This window comes from Rubrivivax albus, from assembly GCF_004016515.1.
Lineage (GTDB): Bacteria > Pseudomonadota > Gammaproteobacteria > Burkholderiales > Burkholderiaceae_C > Rubrivivax > Rubrivivax albus.
On record NZ_SACT01000006.1, the window covers coordinates 1 to 16,631 of the forward strand.

Here is a 16,631-nt window from a genome sequence, read left to right on the forward strand (position 1 = left end):
GCGAGGTAAAGGAGGAGGCAAGCGCCCTGCGCGAGCCGGGGGACAGGAGCGCCAGGCCAGACCCGCCCTCCGTGGCCCGCGCCAATGCAAACGGACAAAGGTCCAACGTCCGCTCCGGGTCGATAGCGGACACCACCACTGGCCCAATCGAAGTCACACGATGACCTCCCCCACCATCCGCATCCACCCAACCGACAACGTCGTCATCGCCCGCCGGCAACTACTCCCCGGCACGGTGCTGGAGAGCGAAGGGATCACGGTGTCGGCCCTGGTCCCGCCAGGCCACAAGGTGTCCACGCGGGCCATCGCCGTGGGCGAACCCGTGCTGCGCTACGGCCAGGTCATCGGCGCAGCCACTGCAACCATTGCCCCTGGCCAGCACGTGCACGTGCACAACCTGGCCTTCAGCGCCTTCGAGCGCAGCCACGAACCCGGCGTGGACGCGCGGCCCACGGCCTACGTGGACAGCCCCGCCACCTTCGACGGCATCGTCCGCGATGAACCTTGGCGCAAGGGCCGCATTGCCACCCGCAACTACATCGGCATCCTCACCAGCGTGAACTGCTCGGCCACGGTGGCGCGTGGCATCGCCGACCACTTCCGCGGCGATGCGCTCGCGGACGTCCCCAACGTGGACGGCGTCGTCGCGCTCACGCACGGCATGGGCTGCGCCACCGCGGCCGACGGCGAGGAACTGCAGGTGCTGCGGCGCACGCTGGGCGGCTATGCGCGCCACCCCAACTTCGCCGCCGTGCTCATCGTCGGCCTGGGTTGCGAGACCAACCAGATCCAGGGGCTGGTGGCGCAGGAAGGCTTGGCCGAAGGCGCCAACCTCGCCACCTTCAGCATCCAGGACAGCGGCGGCACGGCGAAGACCGTGGCCCGCGGCGTGGATCTCGTGAAGTCGATGCTGCCGGCGGCCAACCGCGTCACGCGCCAGCCTGTGCCTGCCAGCCACCTCACCGTGGGCCTGCAGTGCGGCGGCAGCGACGGCTACTCCGGCATCAGCGCCAACCCCGCCTTGGGCGCCGCGGTGGATCGCCTGGTGCGTCACGGCGGCACCGCCATCCTGTCGGAGACGCCGGAGATCTACGGCGGCGAACACCTGCTGACGCGGCGCGCCGTGTCGCCGGCCGTGGCCGACAAGCTCATCGCCCGCATCCGCTGGTGGGAGGCCTACACCGCGCGCAACGGCATGCAGATGGACAACAACCCCTCGGCCGGCAACAAGGCCGGCGGGCTGACCACCATCCTGGAAAAGAGCCTGGGCGCCATCGCCAAGGGCGGCACCACCGCGCTGGTGGACGTGCTGGAGTTCGCCATGCCGGCCACCGCGCGCGGCTTCGTCTTCATGGACACGCCCGGTTACGACCCGGTATCGGCCACCGGCCAGGTGGCCGGCGGCGCGAACCTGATCTGCTTCACCACCGGCCGCGGATCGGCCTACGGCTGCGCGCCCTCGCCATCGCTCAAGCTCAGCACCAACACCGCGCTGTGGCAGCGCCAGCAGGACGACATCGACATCGACTGCGGCGGCATCGTCGACGGGCTGGAGACGGTGGACGAAGCCGGCGAGCGCATCTTCCGGCTGATGCTGGACACCGCCTCTGGCCGGCGCACGAAGAGCGAGACGCACGGCTACGGGCAGAACGAGTTCGTGCCCTGGCAGCTCGGCGCCGTGATGTGAGCCGCCGGGCGGGGCATACTCGCCGCCGATGACGCCGCCGCCCGACGAGTGGTCCCAGCGCAGCCAGGCCCTGGCCGAGGCGCTCGCACGCACGGCGCTGGGCGACCGCGCCGCGTTCCGCCGCCTGTACGACGCCTCGCGTGCGCATCTGTTCGCTGTCATCCTGCGTATCCAGCCCGACCGCAGCCGGGCTGAGGACGTGCTGCAGGAGGTGTACGTCAACGTCTGGCGCGCGGCGTCCAGCTTCGATGCCGCCAAGGCACAGCCGCTGACGTGGCTGACCGCCATCGCCCGCAACCGCGCCATCGACAGCCTGCGGCGGGCGCAGACGGCCCCTGCCACCGTGAGCCTGAGCCCGGACGACGACGAAGACCAGCCCATGCGCGACATCGCCAGCACCGACGACGAGCCCCTGCAGCTGCTGCAGCGCGCCGGGCAGGCGCGTGCCGTGACCGGCTGCATCGGTGAGCTCACGGCGCCGCAGCAGCAGAGCCTGGCGCTGGCTTTTTATCAAGGCCTGTCGCATGCCGAGGTGGCCGAGCAGATGGCGCAGCCGCTGGGCACGGTCAAGAGCTGGGTGCGGCGGGCGCTGATCGCGCTCAAGGATTGCCTGGACCGCGCAGGCGTGGCGTCCTCGGAGGAAGGCTGACATGGACTACAGCCGCCCCGCCCTCGCCGACCGCCTGGCCGCCGCCTACGTGCTGGGCACGCTGCGTGGCCCGGCACGTCGGCGCTTCGAGGCCCTGCTGCCGGCGCACCCGGCGCTGCGTACCGCGGTGACCGCCTGGCAGGGTCGGCTGGTGCCGCTGAGCACGTCGGTCGCGCCGGTGGAGCCGCCGGCCGCCGCCTGGGCCGGCATCGAGGCCACGCTGTTCGGCACCGGCACCGGCAACGCCACCGCCACCGCAACCCCACCGACGCCCTGGTGGCAGCGGCTGGCGCTCTGGCGCGGCATTGCCGGGCTGAGCACCGCCGCGGCGGTGGCACTGACCGTGGTGTCGGTGCAGACGCCGCCGCCTCAGGCGCCGGTGCTGATCGTCATGGGCGCCAGCGACGACGCCGCCCGGGCCATGAACGCCAGCTTCGTGGCCAGCGTCAGCGCCGACGGCCGTGCCCTGGTGCTGCGGCCGGTGGGCGCCGTGCAGGTCGCTCCCGACCGGGCGCTGGAGCTCTGGGCCGTGCCGCCCGACGGTGCCCCACGCTCGCTGGGGTTGGTGCGCGCCGATGCCTCGACCACGCTGATCCGCACCCAGTTGCTGCGCGACACGGCGGCGTTCGCCGTCAGTGTCGAACCGCCGGGTGGCTCGCCCACCGGCGCGCCCACCGGGCCCATCGTCTCGGTCGGCAAGCTCGAAATCTGAGCGGCACCGCATCCGCGCGCATCCGGTCAGGCTCAGGCTGCGTAAAGGTCTCCCGATGCCCGATGCATCCCCGCCGGCTGTTGGCCGCGCGGGCACTGCCAGGAGACCACCATGCCTTCCCTCTACCGTCTGGCCCCGCTGGCGCTGGCCGCCGCAGCCACACTCGCCGCCGCGTCCAGCCACCGCGAGGCGCCGTTCATCACCACGGCGCCCAAGGTCGACGCCAGCGACTTCTACGTGTTCCGCAGCTACGAGAGCGGCCGCGACGGCTACGTGACGCTGATCGCCAACTACCTGCCGCTGCAGGACGCCTATGGTGGCCCCAACTACTTCTCGCTCGACCCGAACGCGCTCTACGAGATCCACGTCGACCACGACGGCGACGCGAAGGAGGACCTGAGCTTCCAGTTCCGCGTGAAGAACCGCCTGGCCAACGACGGGGCCGGCGTCAGCCTGAACATCGGCGGCAAGCCGGTGGCCATCCCGCTGATCCAGGCCGGCAAGGTGAGCCAGCCGCGCGACCCCAACCTGCAGCTCGGCGAGAGCTTCAGCGTCACCCTGGTCAAGGGTGGCCGGCGCCAGGCCACTGGCCAGCCGCTGACGGCGGTCGACGGCGGCAGCACCGAGTTCGCCAAGCCGGTGGACAACATCGGCACCAAGACCATCCCCGACTACGCCGCCTACGCGGCCCGCCACGTGCACGAGGTGAAGATCCCGGGCTGCAGCCGGAACGCCCGCGTCTTCGTGGGCCAGCGGCAGGACCCGTTCGCGGTCAACCTCGGCGCCATCTTCGACCTCGTCAACGCACCGCTGGAGGTGATCACCAACCCGGCGCTGATCAACGTCGCGCCCAACACCATCGACGGCAAGAGCGTGACCACGCTGGCCCTGGAGGTGCACACCGACTGCCTGCTCAAGCCCGGCAGCGGCGACCCGGTGATCGGTGGCTGGACCACCGCCAGCCTGCGCCAGGCGCGCCTGCTCGACGGCAAGCCCGCATCGGGCCACCAGACGAGCGAAAAGGTCGGTGGCGCCTGGGTGCAGGTCTCGCGCCTGGGCATGCCCCTGGTCAACGAGTTGGTCATCGGCCTGAAGGACAAGGACCGCTTCAACGCCGCCAAACCGGCCGACGATGGCCAGTTCGCCGACTACGTGACCAACCCGACGCTGCCCGCCCTGCTGGAGATCGCGCTGAACATCCCCGGCACCGCGCCGACGAACTTCCCGCGCACCGACCTCGTCACCACCTTCCTCACCGGCCTCCCGGGCGTGAACCAGCCGATGAACGTCGTCGCCTCGGAGATGCTGCGGCTGAACGCGTCGATCGCACCGGTGCCCTTTGCCAGCCAGAACCGGCTGGGCATCGTCGGCAGCCTGCTGGCGGGCCAGAACGACTTCGCCGGCTTCCCCAACGGCCGGCGGCCCAAGGACGACGTGGTCGACATCTCGCTGGTGGCGGTGATGGGTGGCCTGTGCGTGGCCAACGGCGACACCAACGCGCTGGGCCTGGGGGCCGACTGCAAGCCGTCCGCCGCACCGCTGGGGGCCACCGCCTTCAGCCTGCACGATGCCGTGGACCAGGCCGTGGTACCGCTGCTGCCGGGCTTCCCGTACCTGAACACGCCGCGGCCGGGCGCGCAGTGAGGAGGACCCCAGACATGCGCATCCTTGCCTTTGCCCTGCTGAGCGCGGTGCTGACCGTCGTGGCCGGCTGCGGCGGCCACGACGATGGCCCGGCGACGCCGCCTGCCGCAGGCACGGTGCCGCCGAGCGCGCTCGCCTCGCCCGCGGCCTACACCGCCTTCGTGGGCCAGTTGCCGGCCGACGACATGGCCGAGCCACTGGACCTGGAAGGCGTCACGCCGCCGGTGTCGGACACCGACGAGCCCGAGGACGTCTGAGGACGCCGCGCTGGCAGCGGGTGGTCGCGCATTGGCGCGGCCGCCTGCGCCGGCGCGCGCGGCCGCTATGCTGCGCTCCCGCCAAACAACACCCACAGGAGCGCCCATGGATCTCGATCCCCCAGGCCTGGCCACCCGCCGAACCGTGCTCGGCGATGCCTATGTCGACCAGGCCCTGGCCAAGGCCACGCCATTCACCGAACCGCTGCAGGAACTGGTGACGCGCCACGCCTGGGGCAACACCTGGCAGCGCGACGGCATCGACCTGCGCACGCGCAGCATCGTCACCGTGAGCATGCTGGTGGCGCTGGGCCGCATGCACGAGTTGAAGATCCACGTGCGCGGTGCGCTGAACAACGGCGTCACGCCGGCGGAACTGCAGGAGATCTTCCTGCATGCCAGCGTCTACTGCGGCTTCCCGGCGGCGGTGGACGCGTTCCGCAATGCGGCCGAGGTGATCGAATCCGCCTGAGCGCCGCGGGCCAACCCTCAGGAAGCCGGCCGCACGGCCGTGACCTCGATCTCGACCTTGGCCCGGTCCTCGATCAGGTCGGCCACCTGCACCGCCGTCATCGCCACGCCGTACTCGCGGCCCAGCACCTCGCGGTAGACGGCGCCGATCTCGCGGCCGCGGGCCAGGTACTCCCGCTTGTCCACCAGGTACCAGGTCATGCGCACCATGTGTTCCGGCCCGCAGCCAGCCTCGGCCAGCAGCGCGCGAACGTTCAGCAGCGCCTGGCGCACCTGGTCCACCAGGTCGTCGCTGTCGAACTGCGCCTGCGCGTTCCAGCCGATCTGCCCGGCCAGCACCACCCACTGGCCACTGGCGGCCACGCCGTTGGCATAGCCCTTGGGCATGGCCCAGCCTTCGGGTTGCAGCACCTGCTTCATCATGCCTCCGTGCGCAGCCGAAAGCGCTGCAGCTTGCCGGTTTCGGTGCGCGGCAGCGTGGTGCGGAACTCCACGGCACGCGGGTACTTGTAGGGCGCGATGGTCTGCTTGACGAAGTCCTGCAGTGCCTTGGCCAGGACCTCGTCACCCGTGTGGCCAGGCTTGAGCACCACGAAGGCTTTCACGATCTGCCCGCGCTCCGGGTCGGCCACGCCGACCACGCCGCACTCGGCCACCGCCGGGTGCAGCAGCAGCGCACCCTCCACCTCCGGCCCGGCAATGTTGTAGCCGCCGGAGATGATCATGTCGTCGGTGCGCGCCTGGTAGACGTAGTGCCCCGCCTCGTCGACGAGGTAGGCATCGCCGGTGAGGTTCCAGCCGTGCTGCACGTAGGTGGCCTGGCGCTCGTCGGCCAGGTACTTGCAGCCGGTGGGACCCTTCACCGCCAGCCGGCCCACCCGGCCCGGCGGCAGTTCGCGCCCGTCGTCGTCCAGGATGGCCGCGCGGTAGCCCGGCACCGGCACACCGGTGGCGCCGGGGCGCGCTTGGGCCTCATCGGCACTGATGAAGATGTGCAGCATCTCGGTGCTGCCGATGCCGTCGATGATCTCGATGCCCGTGGTCTGCTTCCACAGCGCCCGCGTGGCCGCCGGCAGCGCCTCGCCGGCCGAGACGCACTTGCGCAGCGACGACAGGTCGTGCTGCGCCGCCGTGGCGGCCATGGCACGGTAGCTGGTGGGTGCGGTGAAACAGACGGTGGCGCGCCACTGCGCGATGGCGGCGGGCAGCACGTCGGGCGTGGCCTTTTCCAGCAGCACCGTGCTCGCGCCGACCGACAGCGGGAACAGCAGCAGGCCCCCCAGGCCGAAGGTGAAGGCCAGCGGCGGGCTGCCGATGAACACGTCGTCGGCTACCGGCCGCAGCACGTGCGGCGGCCAGCAGGCGCAGGCGGCCAGGATGTCGCGGTGCGTGTGCATCGTGCCCTTGGGCACGCCGGTGGTGCCGGACGTGAAGGCCATCAGCGCGATGTCCTCGGCTTCGGTGGGCACGGCGTCGAAACTCGCCGGCTTGCCGGCCATGGCGGCTTCCAGCGCGCCGCCCATGTAGTCCAGGCGCTGCGTCAGCGTCGGGCAGTTCGCCTTTGCGGTGTCCAGCTCCGCCGCCAGCCGGCTGTCGCACAGGGCGTGGCTGATCTGCGCCTTGTCGACGATGGCCTGCAGTTCGCGTGCGCGCAGCAGCGGCATCGTGCCCACCGCGATGCCGCCAGCCTTGAACACGGCAAGGAAGCAGGCCGCCAGCATCGGCGTGTTGGCGCCACGCAGCAGCACGCGGTTGCCAGGCACCAGGCCCATGTCGTCCACCAGCACGCGCGCGATGCGGTTGGCCTGGGCCTGCATCTCGGCGTAGGTCCAGCGCACGCCGGTGCCCAGCACGGCTGGGCGGTCGCCGTCGCCCTCGGCCACGCGACGGTCCAGCAGCGCGGCCGTGGTGTTGAGCAGCGGCGGGAACTGCAGTTCCGGCAGCTCGAAGATCAGCTCCGGCATCAGCGCCGGCGGCGGCAGCCGGTCGCGGGCGAAGGTGTCGACGTGGGCGGTCATGCGGCCAGGCTCCTCGTTGAGCGGCGTTCCGATGCAGGTCATTCTTGGCCTGAATACTTTAGTTGTCAACTAATTCGGCGCTCGCTACCATGCACGCCATGGCCACGCTCTGGGACATCTCGCCGCCGGTGCATGCAGGTTCGCCGGTGTTCCCCGGCGATGCCGCGTTCCAGCTGCGCTGGTCGTGGACGATGGGCGCCGACTGCCCCGTCAACGTCAGCACGCTGACCTTGTCGCCCCACACCGGCGCGCATGCCGACGCCCCGCTGCACTACGACCCGGCGGGGGCGGCCATCGGCACGCTGCCGCTGGAACCTTTCCTGGGCCGCTGCCGCGTGATCCACGCCATCGACTGCGGCCCGCTGGTGCGCTGGGAACACCTGGCCCATGCGCTGGACGACCTGCCGCCGCGTGTGCTCGTGCGCACCTACCGGCAGGCCCCGGTCGACCGCTGGGACCCGGCGCTGGCCGGCTACGCGCCCGACACCGTCGAGCGCCTGGCCGACCTGGGCGTGACGCTGGTGGGCATCGACACCGCCAGCATCGACCCGGCCGACAGCAAGACGCTGGACAGCCACCAGGTCATCCGCCGCCGCGGCCTGCGCGTGCTGGAGAACCTGGTGCTCGACGGCGTGCCCGAGGGCGACTACGAACTCATTGCCCTGCCGCTGAAGCTGGCCACCGCCGATGCCAGCCCGGTGCGTGCGGTGCTCAGGGAGCTTTGATGCAGACGAGAGAAGACGCGCAGGCGCTCGACGCCGCCGATCCGCTGGCCCCGCTGCGCGCGCAGTTCACCCTGCCGGACGGGGTGATCTACCTCGACGGCAACTCGCTGGGCGTGCTGCCCAGCGCCACGCCGGTGCGCGTGCAGCAGGTGGTGGCCGAGGAATGGGGCCAGGGCCTGATCCGCAGCTGGAACAGCGCCGGCTGGATCACGCTGGCGCAGCGCGTGGGCGACAAGGTCGCGCGCCTGGTGGGCGCGGGTCCGGGCGAACTGGTGGCGGCCGATTCCACTTCGGTGAACCTGTTCAAGGTGCTCAGCGCCGCACTGTCGATCGCGAAGGAAGATGCACCGTCACGTCGCGTGATCCTGTCGGAGCGCAGCAACTTCCCCACCGACCTCTACATCTCCGAATCTCTGGCGGCGCAGCACGGCTGCACGTTGGAACTGATCGACGATCCGGACGCCATCGCCGAACGGCTGAACCGGCAGGACGTGTCGGTGCTGATGCTCACGCACGTGAACTACCGCACCGGCCGCATGCACGACATGGCCGCGCTCACCGCCGCGGCGCACGCGGCGGGTGCGCTGACGGTGTGGGACCTGGCGCACAGCGCCGGCGCCGTGCCGGTGGACCTGCACGGCGCACAGGCCGACTTTGCCGTCGGCTGCGGCTACAAGTACCTCAACGGCGGCCCCGGCGCCCCGGCCTTCGTCTGGGCCCACCCACGCCATGCCGACCGCTTTTGGCAGCCGCTGTCCGGCTGGATGGGCCATGCCGCGCCGTTCGAGTTCACACCCGACTACCGCCCTGCCCCGGGCATCGCGCGCTACCTGTGCGGTACCCCGGCCGTGCTGGCCATGTCGGCCCTGGAGTGCGGCGTGGACACGGTGCTGGCCGCCGAGCCGATGGGCGGCATGGCGGCGCTGCGCGCCAAGTCACTGGCGCTCACGCGGGCCTTCGCAGAGCTGGTCCAAAGTCGATGCGCCGGCCACGGCCTGGTGCGCGTGTCGCCGGACGAAGATGCACAGCGGGGCAGCCAGGTCTGCCTGGCCCACCCGGAGATCGCCTACCCGGTGGTGCAGGCGCTGATCGCACGCGGCGTGATCGGCGACTTCCGTGCCCCGGACATCCTGCGCTTCGGCTTCACGCCGCTGTACACGCGCTTCGTCGACGTCTGGGACGCCGTCGAGCACCTGGTGCAGGTGCTGGACCGCGGCGCGTGGCACGAGGCGCGCTTCCACCAGAAGGCGGCGGTGACATGAGCGGATGCCCCATCGACCACGGCCAGGGCGGCAACGCCGCGCCGGGCCACCACGACGCCCAGCTCGACTTCAGCGCCGACATGAGCTACGGCGACTACCTGCACCTCGACGAGGTGCTGGGCGCCCAGCATCCGCTGTCGCCCGGGCACGACGAGATGCTGTTCATCGTGCAGCACCAGACCAGCGAGCTGTGGATGAAGCTGATGCTGCACGAGCTGCACGCAGCCATCGCCCTGATCGCCGGCGACCAGCTGCAGGCCGCGTTCAAGATGCTGGCGCGCGTCTCCAAGATCATGGAGCAGCTGGTGCACGCCTGGGACGTGCTGGGCACGATGACGCCGCCTGAATACAGCGCCATCCGCCCCTACCTGGCCAAGAGCAGCGGCTTCCAGAGCTGGCAGTACCGCTGCATCGAGTTCAGCCTGGGCAACAAGAACGCGGCGATGCTCAAGCCGCACGCGCATGCCCCGGAACGACTGGCCCAGGTGGACGCCGCCTACCGCGCGCCCTCGCTGTACGACGAGGCACTGCGCCTGCTGGCCCGGCGCGGCCTGCCGGTGCCGGCCGACGCGATCGAACGCGACTGGACCCAGCCCTACGCCGCCAGCGCCGGCGTCGAGGCGGCCTGGCTGCAGGTCTACCGCGACCCCGCCACGCACTGGGACCTGTACCAGCTGGGCGAGGAGCTCACCGACCTGGAGGACGCCTTCCGCCTCTGGCGCTTCCGCCACCTGACCACGGTGGAGCGCGTCATCGGCTTCAAGCGCGGCACCGGTGGCACCAATGGCGTAGGCTACCTGCGCAAGATGCTCGACGTGGTGCTGTTCCCGGAGATCTGGGCGCTGCGCACCGACCTCTGAGCTTTTCGTCAACGGGAGACCCGATGAACGCGCCCCTGCCCCCGCCTGCGCTGGACGAGATCCGCGCCCACGACGACGAGATGGTGGCGCTTCGGCGCCAGATCCACGCCAACCCGGAGCTGGCCTACCAGGAGCACGCCACCAGCGACCTGGTCGCCGAGCGGCTGGCACGCTGGGGCTACGAGGTGCACCGCGGCCTGGGTGGCACCGGCGTGGTGGGCACGCTGCGCGCCGGCACGTCGGACCGGCACCTCGGCCTGCGCGCCGACATGGACGCGCTGCCCATCGCCGAGACCAGCGGCCGCCCCTGGGCGAGCAAGGTCTTCGGCAAGATGCACGCCTGCGGCCACGATGGCCACACGGCCATGCTGCTGTCGGCAGCCCGCCACCTGGCGGCCACGCGCCGCTTCGACGGCTGGCTGCACCTGGTGTTCCAGCCGGCCGAGGAAGGCCGGGGCGGCGCCAAGCGCATGCTGGACGACGGCTTCCTGGACCTCTTTCCCTGCGAGGCGATGTTCGGCATGCACAACATGCCGGGCCAGCCGGCGGGCCGCTTCGGTGTCGTGCCCGGCCATGCGATGGCCAGCGCCGACACCGTCTACATCAAGGTCATCGGCAAGGGCAGCCACGCCGCGATGCCGCAGCACGCGGGCGACCCGGTGGTGGCCGGCGCGGCCATCGTGATGGCGCTGCAGAGCATCGTGGCCCGCAACGTGCCTCCGCTGGAGACCGGCATCGTCACCGTTGGCGCCTTCCTGGCGGGCGATGCGCCGAACGTCATCCCCGGCGAGGCGGAACTGCGGCTGTCGGTGCGCGCCTTCAAGCCCGAGGTGCGCGACCTGCTGGAGCGGCGCATCGTCGAGGTCGCCCAGGCCCAGGCCGCGAGCTTCGGCGTTCGCGCCGAGGTGGACTACCAGCGCCAGTACCCGGTGCTGTTCAACCACCCCAAGGAAACGGCGTTCGCGCGCCAGGTGGTGCAGGACTGGCTGGGCGACGAAGGCCTGCTGCCCGATCTGCCGCCGGTCACCGGCAGCGAGGACTTCGCCTTCTTCCTGGAAAAGGTGCCCGGACACTACATCTTCATCGGCAACGGCGAGGGCGAAGAAGGTGGCTGCATGGTGCACAACCCCGGCTACGACTTCAACGACCGGGTGCTGCCCACGGGCGCGAGCTACTGGGTGAAGCTCGCGGAGGCCTGGCTGGCACAGCCCGCAGGCATATGAACGCCTTCGCATGTCGGACTGCCCAGGCTGACCGGTGTCGAGCCTACCGACGTCGCCGCGACGCCATCGACGTGCACTGAAGGTCCGTCGAGCACCGGCGCCACGGCGCCATGGACGGCCTTCGACAGCCTGCCTACAAGGTCCTCCACCGGCATCGGCCGACCCAGCAGATAGCCCTGCATCTGGTCGCAGCCCATGGCAGCCAGCGCGCTGCGCTGTGCCTCGGTTTCCACGCCCTCGGCCACCACCTTCATGCCCAGGCTGTGTGCCATGGCGATCACCGCTTGCGTGATCGCCAGGTCGTCCGGATCCTCGGGCAGACCGTCGACAAACGAACGATCGATCTTCACCTCGTCGGCCGGAAAACGTTTCAGGTACGACAACGAGGAATAGCCGGTGCCGAAGTCGTCGATGGCGATGCGCACCCCGAGTCGGCGCAGGGCTTCAAGCACTCCCGTTGCCCGTTCCGGGTCGGCCATCAGCGCCGTCTCGGTCAACTCGACGACCAGTTCGCCGCCGCCCACGCTACTCTCCGTCATCGCTGCCGTCAGGTCAGCGAGCAGAACGTCGTCTGCAAACTGCTTGGCCGACACGTTGATCGCCACACATGGTGGTTCGATACCCTGGCGCCGCCAGGCTGCGATCTGTCGGCAAGCCATCTTGATCACCAGCCGACCGATCGCCACGATCAGGCCGCGGTCCTCGGCCAGGGCGATGAACTCGCCCGGCATCACCAGACCGCGATTCGGATGCCGCCAGCGCACGAGTGCCTCGACCGCCGTGACCGCGCGGTCATCCACGCCAAGCTTTGGCTGATAGTGCAACTCGAATTCCTCGCGCGCGATGGCCAGGCGCAGTTGCGCTTCCAGTTCGAACTGGCGGGCGGCTTCGCGGGCCGCCACCTCGGTGTGGAAGTGGAACCGGTTCTTTCCCGCTGCCTTGGCCTCGTACATCGCGGAGTCGGCGTGGCTGAGCAGTGTCGTCGCGTCGATGCCGTCATCCGGGTAGCGAGCGATGCCGATCGAGGCCGACACCTGCATGTCCCGGCCCGCCACGTGCAGGACCTGGTTGACCGTGCCCAGCAGCACGCCGGCAAGCCGGGACACATCGGCAGGATCCGTCGTGCCCTCGAGCAGCACGACGAACTCGTCGCCGCCCATCCGGGCCACCAAGTCGGTGGCACGCAGGTCGGCACGAAGCCGCTTGCCCAACGTGGCCAGCAGTTGATCGCCGGCGAGGTGCCCCAGGGTGTCGTTGACGTGCTTGAATCGGTCGAGATCGACGAAGCACACGGAGAAGCCACTGCCGTCACGGTGCGCGCGGGCGATGGCGCGATCGAGCTCGATCAGGAAGAGCCGACGGTTGGGCAGTCCAGTCAGGTGATCCAATTGCGCCATCTGCTTGACGACCTGATGCGCCGCGATGATCTCGGTCACGTCGCGCCCAACGCCGCGGTACCCGCGGAACACGGCATCAGCGTCAAAGACCGGCTCACCGCTGGCCCGGATCCAGCGCTTGACCCCGTCTGGACGCACGATGGCGTAGGTGAAGTCTCGATAGGGCCGGCGCTCGGCGACACTGCGCTCGTACTCGGCTTGAGCTTCGCCGTCGGCCTCGATCGTGGCACCGAATTCGTGGCGCTTGCCGATCAGCCGAGGCGCAAAGCCGACCGCCGTGCTGAACTCCTCGGAGACATAAGTAAACCGCAGTTCGGCGTCCTGCTCCCAGATCCAGTCCGCCGACAGCGACAACAGGCTGCTCAGGCGCGACTGGCTGACCTCCAGCGCTGCCGTGCGGTCGAGCACACGCTGTTCGAGCGCATCACGCTCCGCCCGAAGCGCGTCGTTGAGCGCCACCATCTCCTGCGAGGCAAGATCCTGCGAGCGTTCGAGCAGGGTGCGCTCCTGGTCGTGCTCCGCGTACGCGCGGCTGACATGCTTCAGCAGTTCGCCGAAGGCCACGGCATCGTCGACGTCTGCGCTCAGCCCCGCGCGACGCAGTTGCCTAAGCAACAGTGGATGCAGCACTTGCCCTCGCATGTCGTTCTGGCATCAGGCTTCCGCCAGCGCCGTGACCGTCATCGTCTGGTTGTGCAGGTCGCTGAACCGGCAGCCACCCGACGGTGCGATTTCGCCATAGGAGTAGAAGCCGACATGCACACTGTGCTCGGGTGCGTGTCCGAGCACGGTCTCGACCTCCTCGTCCGTCCGCTCGCCCAGCACCAGCCGCCGCCCGACGCAGCTGACGGAAATCACGAGCATCGGCGAGCCGCCCGGCATCGACGCCATCGCCTCGCCTGCAGCAGTGCCGGCACTGTCGATGAGCCTGTCTGTATTGGCACGCATCAAGCGCGCCGACGCACCCAGCGGGATATCGCCGGCGAACGTCATCGACTGCGCATCATCGTCCACACCGACGACCGTTCGGATCAGGTGATTGGCTTGGGAACCATCGCGCCGCAACGCAAGCGGGAACAGCAAGGCCGTGCCAGGCAGCCCGCTGGCCAGATCGCCCAGATAGGTCTTGTACAACGCCAGAGCCGGCTGGCCGTCGAGTTCGTAGAGCACGTTGCCCTCGGCACGGGTGATCCTGCGTTCCGGACCGAAGTCCGACCAACCGGCGCTGCAGCCGTGGCCGACGCGAATCCGGTCGCCGTAGAAGCCGACAGCACTGACGATGTTCGGTTGCTGCCGGCCGGCCTGCGCAAGCCAGGTTCTCCTGAAGCGTGAACCGTCCGCGGCCAGGCCGCCGGTGATCACGACGCCATCGGGCAAGGCTGCAGCCAGGCCGCTGGTGAGCAGCGTGCCGTTGACCGAAAGCCCGTCGGCGAGCAAGAACACTGCGCGCAATGGTTCCCCGGCGCAGTCTGGTGCGAGTTTCTCAGCCAAGATCTGACCAGCCGTCCGAGACGTCTCGGCGTCTCGAACCGTGGCTTCGGCATGGCGAAGGTGAGTGTGCTCGAAGCGGGCAATGGCCACGCTGAGCGTGCCGTCGGACACCTGGTCGCCGGCGATTTCGCCCGCGGTGGAACAGCCGACGACGACCGACCTCGGAAACGCGTCATCGAGCGCTGCCAACGGCATCACGGACTCGTCGCCGGGTGCACCGAAGGCGAGCACCAGCGTGTCGGGGCCATCGAGTTCAACCGGAAGCGGCGCAGACCAAGAGCGGCCAATGCCGCCCGTGACCGAGGCAAGCAACATGGGTGCTCCTTGTTCAAATGGCCTGGATCAATGGAATCCCGTATCGGCCGGCACACCTGCGCATTTGAACCTACCAGCCATGAGTTGTGAGCGCTATCGGCCAAGACGTGAACAAATCAACGTCGGCCGGGCTCGGCCCAGGCGCAAGAACGCGCCCGCGCTCAGCTCAGGGCGTCCAGCGCAGACCTCAGCCGCGCCACCGCGGCATCCACGTCGCGCCACTTGTCGATGCCAAACAGGCCGATGCGGAAGGTCTTGAAGTCCGGGCCTTCGTCGCAGGCCAGCGGCACACCGCCGGCGATCTGCAGGCCCTGGGCGGCCCAGGCCTTGGTGTTCTGCCAGTCGTCACGGGCCGTATAGCTGACGACCACACCGGGTGCCTCGAAGCCCGGCGCCGCCACGCTGGCGATGCCGCGCTCGGCGAACATCGCGCGCACGCGGCGACCCAGTTCGGCCTGTGCCGCCTTGGCGTTGCCGAAGCCAAAGGCCCGCAGTTCAGCCATCGCGTCGCGCAACTGCACCAGGCCATCGGTGGGATAGGTGGCGTGGTAGGCGTGCGCACCGCCTTCATAGGTCTCGATGATGCCCAGCCACTTCTTCAGGTCCAGCGAGAAGCTGCTGCTGGTGGTGGCGTCGATGCGCTCGCGGGCGCGGTCGGACAGCATCACCAGGCCGGCGCAGGGCGTGCTGCTCCAGCCCTTCTGCGGCGCGCTCAGCAACACGTCGACACCCGTGGCCTTCATGTCCACCCAGGCCGCGCCGCTGGCGATGCAGTCCAGCACCATCAGCCCGCCTTCAGCGTGCACCGCCTCGGCCACGGCGGCGATGTAGCCGTCGGGCAGCATCAGGCCGGCCGAGGTCTCCACGTGCGGCGCAAAGACCACGGCAGGTTTGTTTTCGCGGATCGCGGCCACCACCTCGTCCACCGGGGCCGGTGCGAACGGCGCCGTCGCACCGGGGCCGGTTCGCCGCGCCTTCAGCACCACCGGGTCGGGTGCGATGCCGCTCATCTCCAGGATCTGCGTCCAGCGGTAGCTGAACCAGCCGTTCCGCACGATCAGGCAGCGCTGGCCGCCGGCGAACTGGCGCGCCGTGGCCTCCATGCCGGTGCTGCCGCTGCCCGGGACCACGATGGCCGAGCGCGCGCCGTAGACCTCCTTGAGCGTGGCCGACACGTCGCGCAGCGCCTGGCCGAAGCGCTGCGACATGTGGTTCAGCGAGCGGTCGGTGTAGACGACGGAGTATTCGAGCAGTCCGTCGGGGTCGACGTCTTGGCGCAGGCCGGGCATTCAGCGGTCTCCTCGGTTCATGTCATTGCGCCGCATCGTACGCGGTCCGCAGCCAGCCCATCAGCGTGGTGTCGATCTCGTCCACGGCAGCAATCCGCACCGTCGCCTGGCACATGCCCCCCGGCGGCAGCTTCTTCAAACGCGGGTGGTCGGGCAGGTCCTTGGCGTTGAGGCCGAGCTCGACCTGGTCCTTGGTGGCCGGGCCCAGCATGGCGAACTGCCTCTTCGCGCCGCGCAGGCTGACGTACTTCTGCTTCGGGGCCACCTCGAACGGCCCAAGCTTGCCGATCTTCGCCATCAGTGCCTCGTGCAGCGGCCGCAGGCTGGCCTTGGGGCCGGTGTAGATCGCGTCCAGCGGGTCGGCCGACGCCGGCGGCGGCGCCGCGGCCTGCCTGGCCAGCATCACTACCGTGTTGGCGTCGCCGTAGCCCAGGCCCAGGGCCTGCATCAACCAGCTGCGCTGGCCGGCCACCTTGTCCTGCCCGCAGCCGGCCACCAGGGCCTTCAACTCGGCCAGCGACTTGCCGGTGCGGGTCTCGATGTTCTTCAGCTGGGTGGCCAGCGCGGCGGCAGGGTCGGCCATGTCGTGAACTCCGGAGTGACGGACCCCTGCACGTTCCCACCCCGGCGT

General features: G+C 70.0%; 16 protein-coding genes. 10 read left to right on the top strand and 6 right to left on the bottom strand.

What is annotated here, in order from left to right:
• Positions 1–160: 160 nt before the first annotated feature.
• From ENE75_RS16680 to ENE75_RS16705, 6 genes are all read left to right on the top strand, one after another.
• On the top strand, positions 161–1,687 hold the full coding sequence (locus ENE75_RS16680) for a D-arabinonate dehydratase (RefSeq protein ID WP_128199469.1): 1,527 nt from the start codon (positions 161–163) through the stop codon (positions 1,685–1,687).
• A gap of 28 nt (positions 1,688–1,715) precedes the next feature.
• The gene (locus ENE75_RS16685; RefSeq protein WP_128199470.1) at positions 1,716–2,336 is read left to right on the top strand and encodes a sigma-70 family RNA polymerase sigma factor; all 621 of its coding nucleotides are present in this window, start codon (positions 1,716–1,718) and stop codon (positions 2,334–2,336) included.
• 1 nt (position 2,337) lies between these two features.
• Positions 2,338–3,048: an anti-sigma factor gene (locus ENE75_RS16690; RefSeq protein WP_128199471.1), complete on the top strand. Its 711-nt coding sequence runs from the start codon at positions 2,338–2,340 to the stop codon at positions 3,046–3,048.
• Positions 3,049–3,159: 111 nt separating this feature from the next.
• Positions 3,160–4,692, top strand: coding sequence for a DUF4331 domain-containing protein (locus tag ENE75_RS16695; protein ID WP_128199472.1), 1,533 nt, complete (start codon positions 3,160–3,162; stop codon positions 4,690–4,692).
• Between the two features lie 14 nt (positions 4,693–4,706).
• Positions 4,707–4,949 carry a hypothetical protein gene (locus ENE75_RS16700; RefSeq protein ID WP_128199473.1) on the top strand — a complete coding sequence of 81 codons (243 nt, stop codon included), beginning with the start codon at positions 4,707–4,709 and terminating at the stop codon, positions 4,947–4,949.
• Between the two features lie 106 nt (positions 4,950–5,055).
• Positions 5,056–5,421 carry a carboxymuconolactone decarboxylase family protein gene (locus ENE75_RS16705; RefSeq protein WP_128199474.1) on the top strand — a complete coding sequence of 122 codons (366 nt, stop codon included), beginning with the start codon at positions 5,056–5,058 and terminating at the stop codon, positions 5,419–5,421.
• 17 nt (positions 5,422–5,438) lie between these two features.
• Here ENE75_RS16705 and ENE75_RS16710 read toward each other — a convergent pair whose 3' ends face one another.
• Together ENE75_RS16710 and ENE75_RS16715 are read right to left on the bottom strand one after the other, a co-directional pair.
• Positions 5,439–5,840 carry a RidA family protein gene (locus ENE75_RS16710; RefSeq protein WP_128199475.1) on the bottom strand — a complete coding sequence of 134 codons (402 nt, stop codon included), beginning with the start codon at positions 5,838–5,840 and terminating at the stop codon, positions 5,439–5,441.
• Positions 5,840–7,438, bottom strand: coding sequence for an AMP-binding protein (locus ENE75_RS16715; protein ID WP_128199476.1), 1,599 nt, complete (start codon positions 7,436–7,438; stop codon positions 5,840–5,842). The genes ENE75_RS16710 and ENE75_RS16715 overlap by 1 nt, the downstream gene beginning before the upstream one ends.
• Before the next feature lie 98 nt (positions 7,439–7,536).
• Between ENE75_RS16715 and kynB the strand changes: the two genes are divergently transcribed.
• Genes kynB through ENE75_RS16735 form a run of 4 tightly spaced genes read left to right on the top strand, consistent with a single transcriptional unit; the run spans position 7,537 to position 11,508 of the window.
• Positions 7,537–8,163 carry an arylformamidase gene (gene kynB, locus ENE75_RS16720; protein ID WP_128199477.1) on the top strand — a complete coding sequence of 209 codons (627 nt, stop codon included), beginning with the start codon at positions 7,537–7,539 and terminating at the stop codon, positions 8,161–8,163.
• Entirely contained in the window at positions 8,163–9,425 is a 1,263-nt protein-coding gene (gene kynU / locus ENE75_RS16725) for a kynureninase (protein WP_128199478.1), read from the top strand. Before kynB ends, kynU begins: the two co-directional genes overlap by 1 nt.
• Positions 9,422–10,285, top strand: a complete 864-nt coding sequence (kynA, locus tag ENE75_RS16730; RefSeq protein ID WP_128199479.1) for a tryptophan 2,3-dioxygenase — start codon at positions 9,422–9,424, stop codon at positions 10,283–10,285. The genes kynU and kynA overlap by 4 nt, the downstream gene beginning before the upstream one ends.
• Positions 10,286–10,308: 23 nt before the next feature.
• The gene (locus tag ENE75_RS16735) at positions 10,309–11,508 is read left to right on the top strand and encodes a M20 aminoacylase family protein (RefSeq protein WP_128199480.1); all 1,200 of its coding nucleotides are present in this window, start codon (positions 10,309–10,311) and stop codon (positions 11,506–11,508) included.
• Here ENE75_RS16735 and ENE75_RS16740 read toward each other — a convergent pair.
• From ENE75_RS16740 to ENE75_RS16755, 4 genes are all read right to left on the bottom strand, one after another.
• The gene (locus ENE75_RS16740; protein WP_158288981.1) at positions 11,457–13,535 is read right to left on the bottom strand and encodes a putative bifunctional diguanylate cyclase/phosphodiesterase; all 2,079 of its coding nucleotides are present in this window, start codon (positions 13,533–13,535) and stop codon (positions 11,457–11,459) included. The genes ENE75_RS16735 and ENE75_RS16740 overlap by 52 nt on opposite strands.
• A gap of 24 nt (positions 13,536–13,559) precedes the next feature.
• Positions 13,560–14,711, bottom strand: a complete 1,152-nt coding sequence (locus ENE75_RS16745; protein WP_128199482.1) for an FIST signal transduction protein — start codon at positions 14,709–14,711, stop codon at positions 13,560–13,562.
• Between the two features lie 161 nt (positions 14,712–14,872).
• Positions 14,873–16,000: an aminotransferase class V-fold PLP-dependent enzyme gene (locus tag ENE75_RS16750; protein ID WP_128199483.1), complete on the bottom strand. Its 1,128-nt coding sequence runs from the start codon at positions 15,998–16,000 to the stop codon at positions 14,873–14,875.
• A 22-nt stretch (positions 16,001–16,022) separates the two neighbouring features.
• Complete coding sequence (locus tag ENE75_RS16755; RefSeq protein WP_128199484.1) at positions 16,023–16,583, bottom strand: DUF5655 domain-containing protein; 561 nt, start codon at positions 16,581–16,583, stop codon at positions 16,023–16,025.
• Positions 16,584–16,631: the final 48 nt, after the last annotated feature.

What these genes read in the sequence shown, in the direction of transcription:
- kynA (WP_128199479.1), top strand. Translation starts at nt 9,422, where the DNA reads ATGAGCGGATGCCCCATCGACCACGGCCAGGGCGGCAACGCCGCGCCG.
- ENE75_RS16700 (WP_128199473.1), top strand. Translation starts at nt 4,707, where the DNA reads ATGCGCATCCTTGCCTTTGCCCTGCTGAGCGCGGTGCTGACCGTCGTG.
- ENE75_RS16735 (WP_128199480.1), top strand. Translation starts at nt 10,309, where the DNA reads ATGAACGCGCCCCTGCCCCCGCCTGCGCTGGACGAGATCCGCGCCCAC.
- ENE75_RS16745 (WP_128199482.1), bottom strand. Translation starts at nt 14,711, where the DNA reads ATGTTGCTTGCCTCGGTCACGGGCGGCATTGGCCGCTCTTGGTCTGCG.
- ENE75_RS16715 (WP_128199476.1), bottom strand. Translation starts at nt 7,438, where the DNA reads ATGACCGCCCACGTCGACACCTTCGCCCGCGACCGGCTGCCGCCGCCG.
- ENE75_RS16690 (WP_128199471.1), top strand. Translation starts at nt 2,338, where the DNA reads ATGGACTACAGCCGCCCCGCCCTCGCCGACCGCCTGGCCGCCGCCTAC.
- ENE75_RS16685 (WP_128199470.1), top strand. Translation starts at nt 1,716, where the DNA reads ATGACGCCGCCGCCCGACGAGTGGTCCCAGCGCAGCCAGGCCCTGGCC.
- kynU (WP_128199478.1), top strand. Translation starts at nt 8,163, where the DNA reads ATGCAGACGAGAGAAGACGCGCAGGCGCTCGACGCCGCCGATCCGCTG.
- ENE75_RS16680 (WP_128199469.1), top strand. Translation starts at nt 161, where the DNA reads ATGACCTCCCCCACCATCCGCATCCACCCAACCGACAACGTCGTCATC.
- ENE75_RS16750 (WP_128199483.1), bottom strand. Translation starts at nt 16,000, where the DNA reads ATGCCCGGCCTGCGCCAAGACGTCGACCCCGACGGACTGCTCGAATAC.
- ENE75_RS16710 (WP_128199475.1), bottom strand. Translation starts at nt 5,840, where the DNA reads ATGAAGCAGGTGCTGCAACCCGAAGGCTGGGCCATGCCCAAGGGCTAT.
- ENE75_RS16755 (WP_128199484.1), bottom strand. Translation starts at nt 16,583, where the DNA reads ATGGCCGACCCTGCCGCCGCGCTGGCCACCCAGCTGAAGAACATCGAG.
- ENE75_RS16695 (WP_128199472.1), top strand. Translation starts at nt 3,160, where the DNA reads ATGCCTTCCCTCTACCGTCTGGCCCCGCTGGCGCTGGCCGCCGCAGCC.
- ENE75_RS16705 (WP_128199474.1), top strand. Translation starts at nt 5,056, where the DNA reads ATGGATCTCGATCCCCCAGGCCTGGCCACCCGCCGAACCGTGCTCGGC.
- kynB (WP_128199477.1), top strand. Translation starts at nt 7,537, where the DNA reads ATGGCCACGCTCTGGGACATCTCGCCGCCGGTGCATGCAGGTTCGCCG.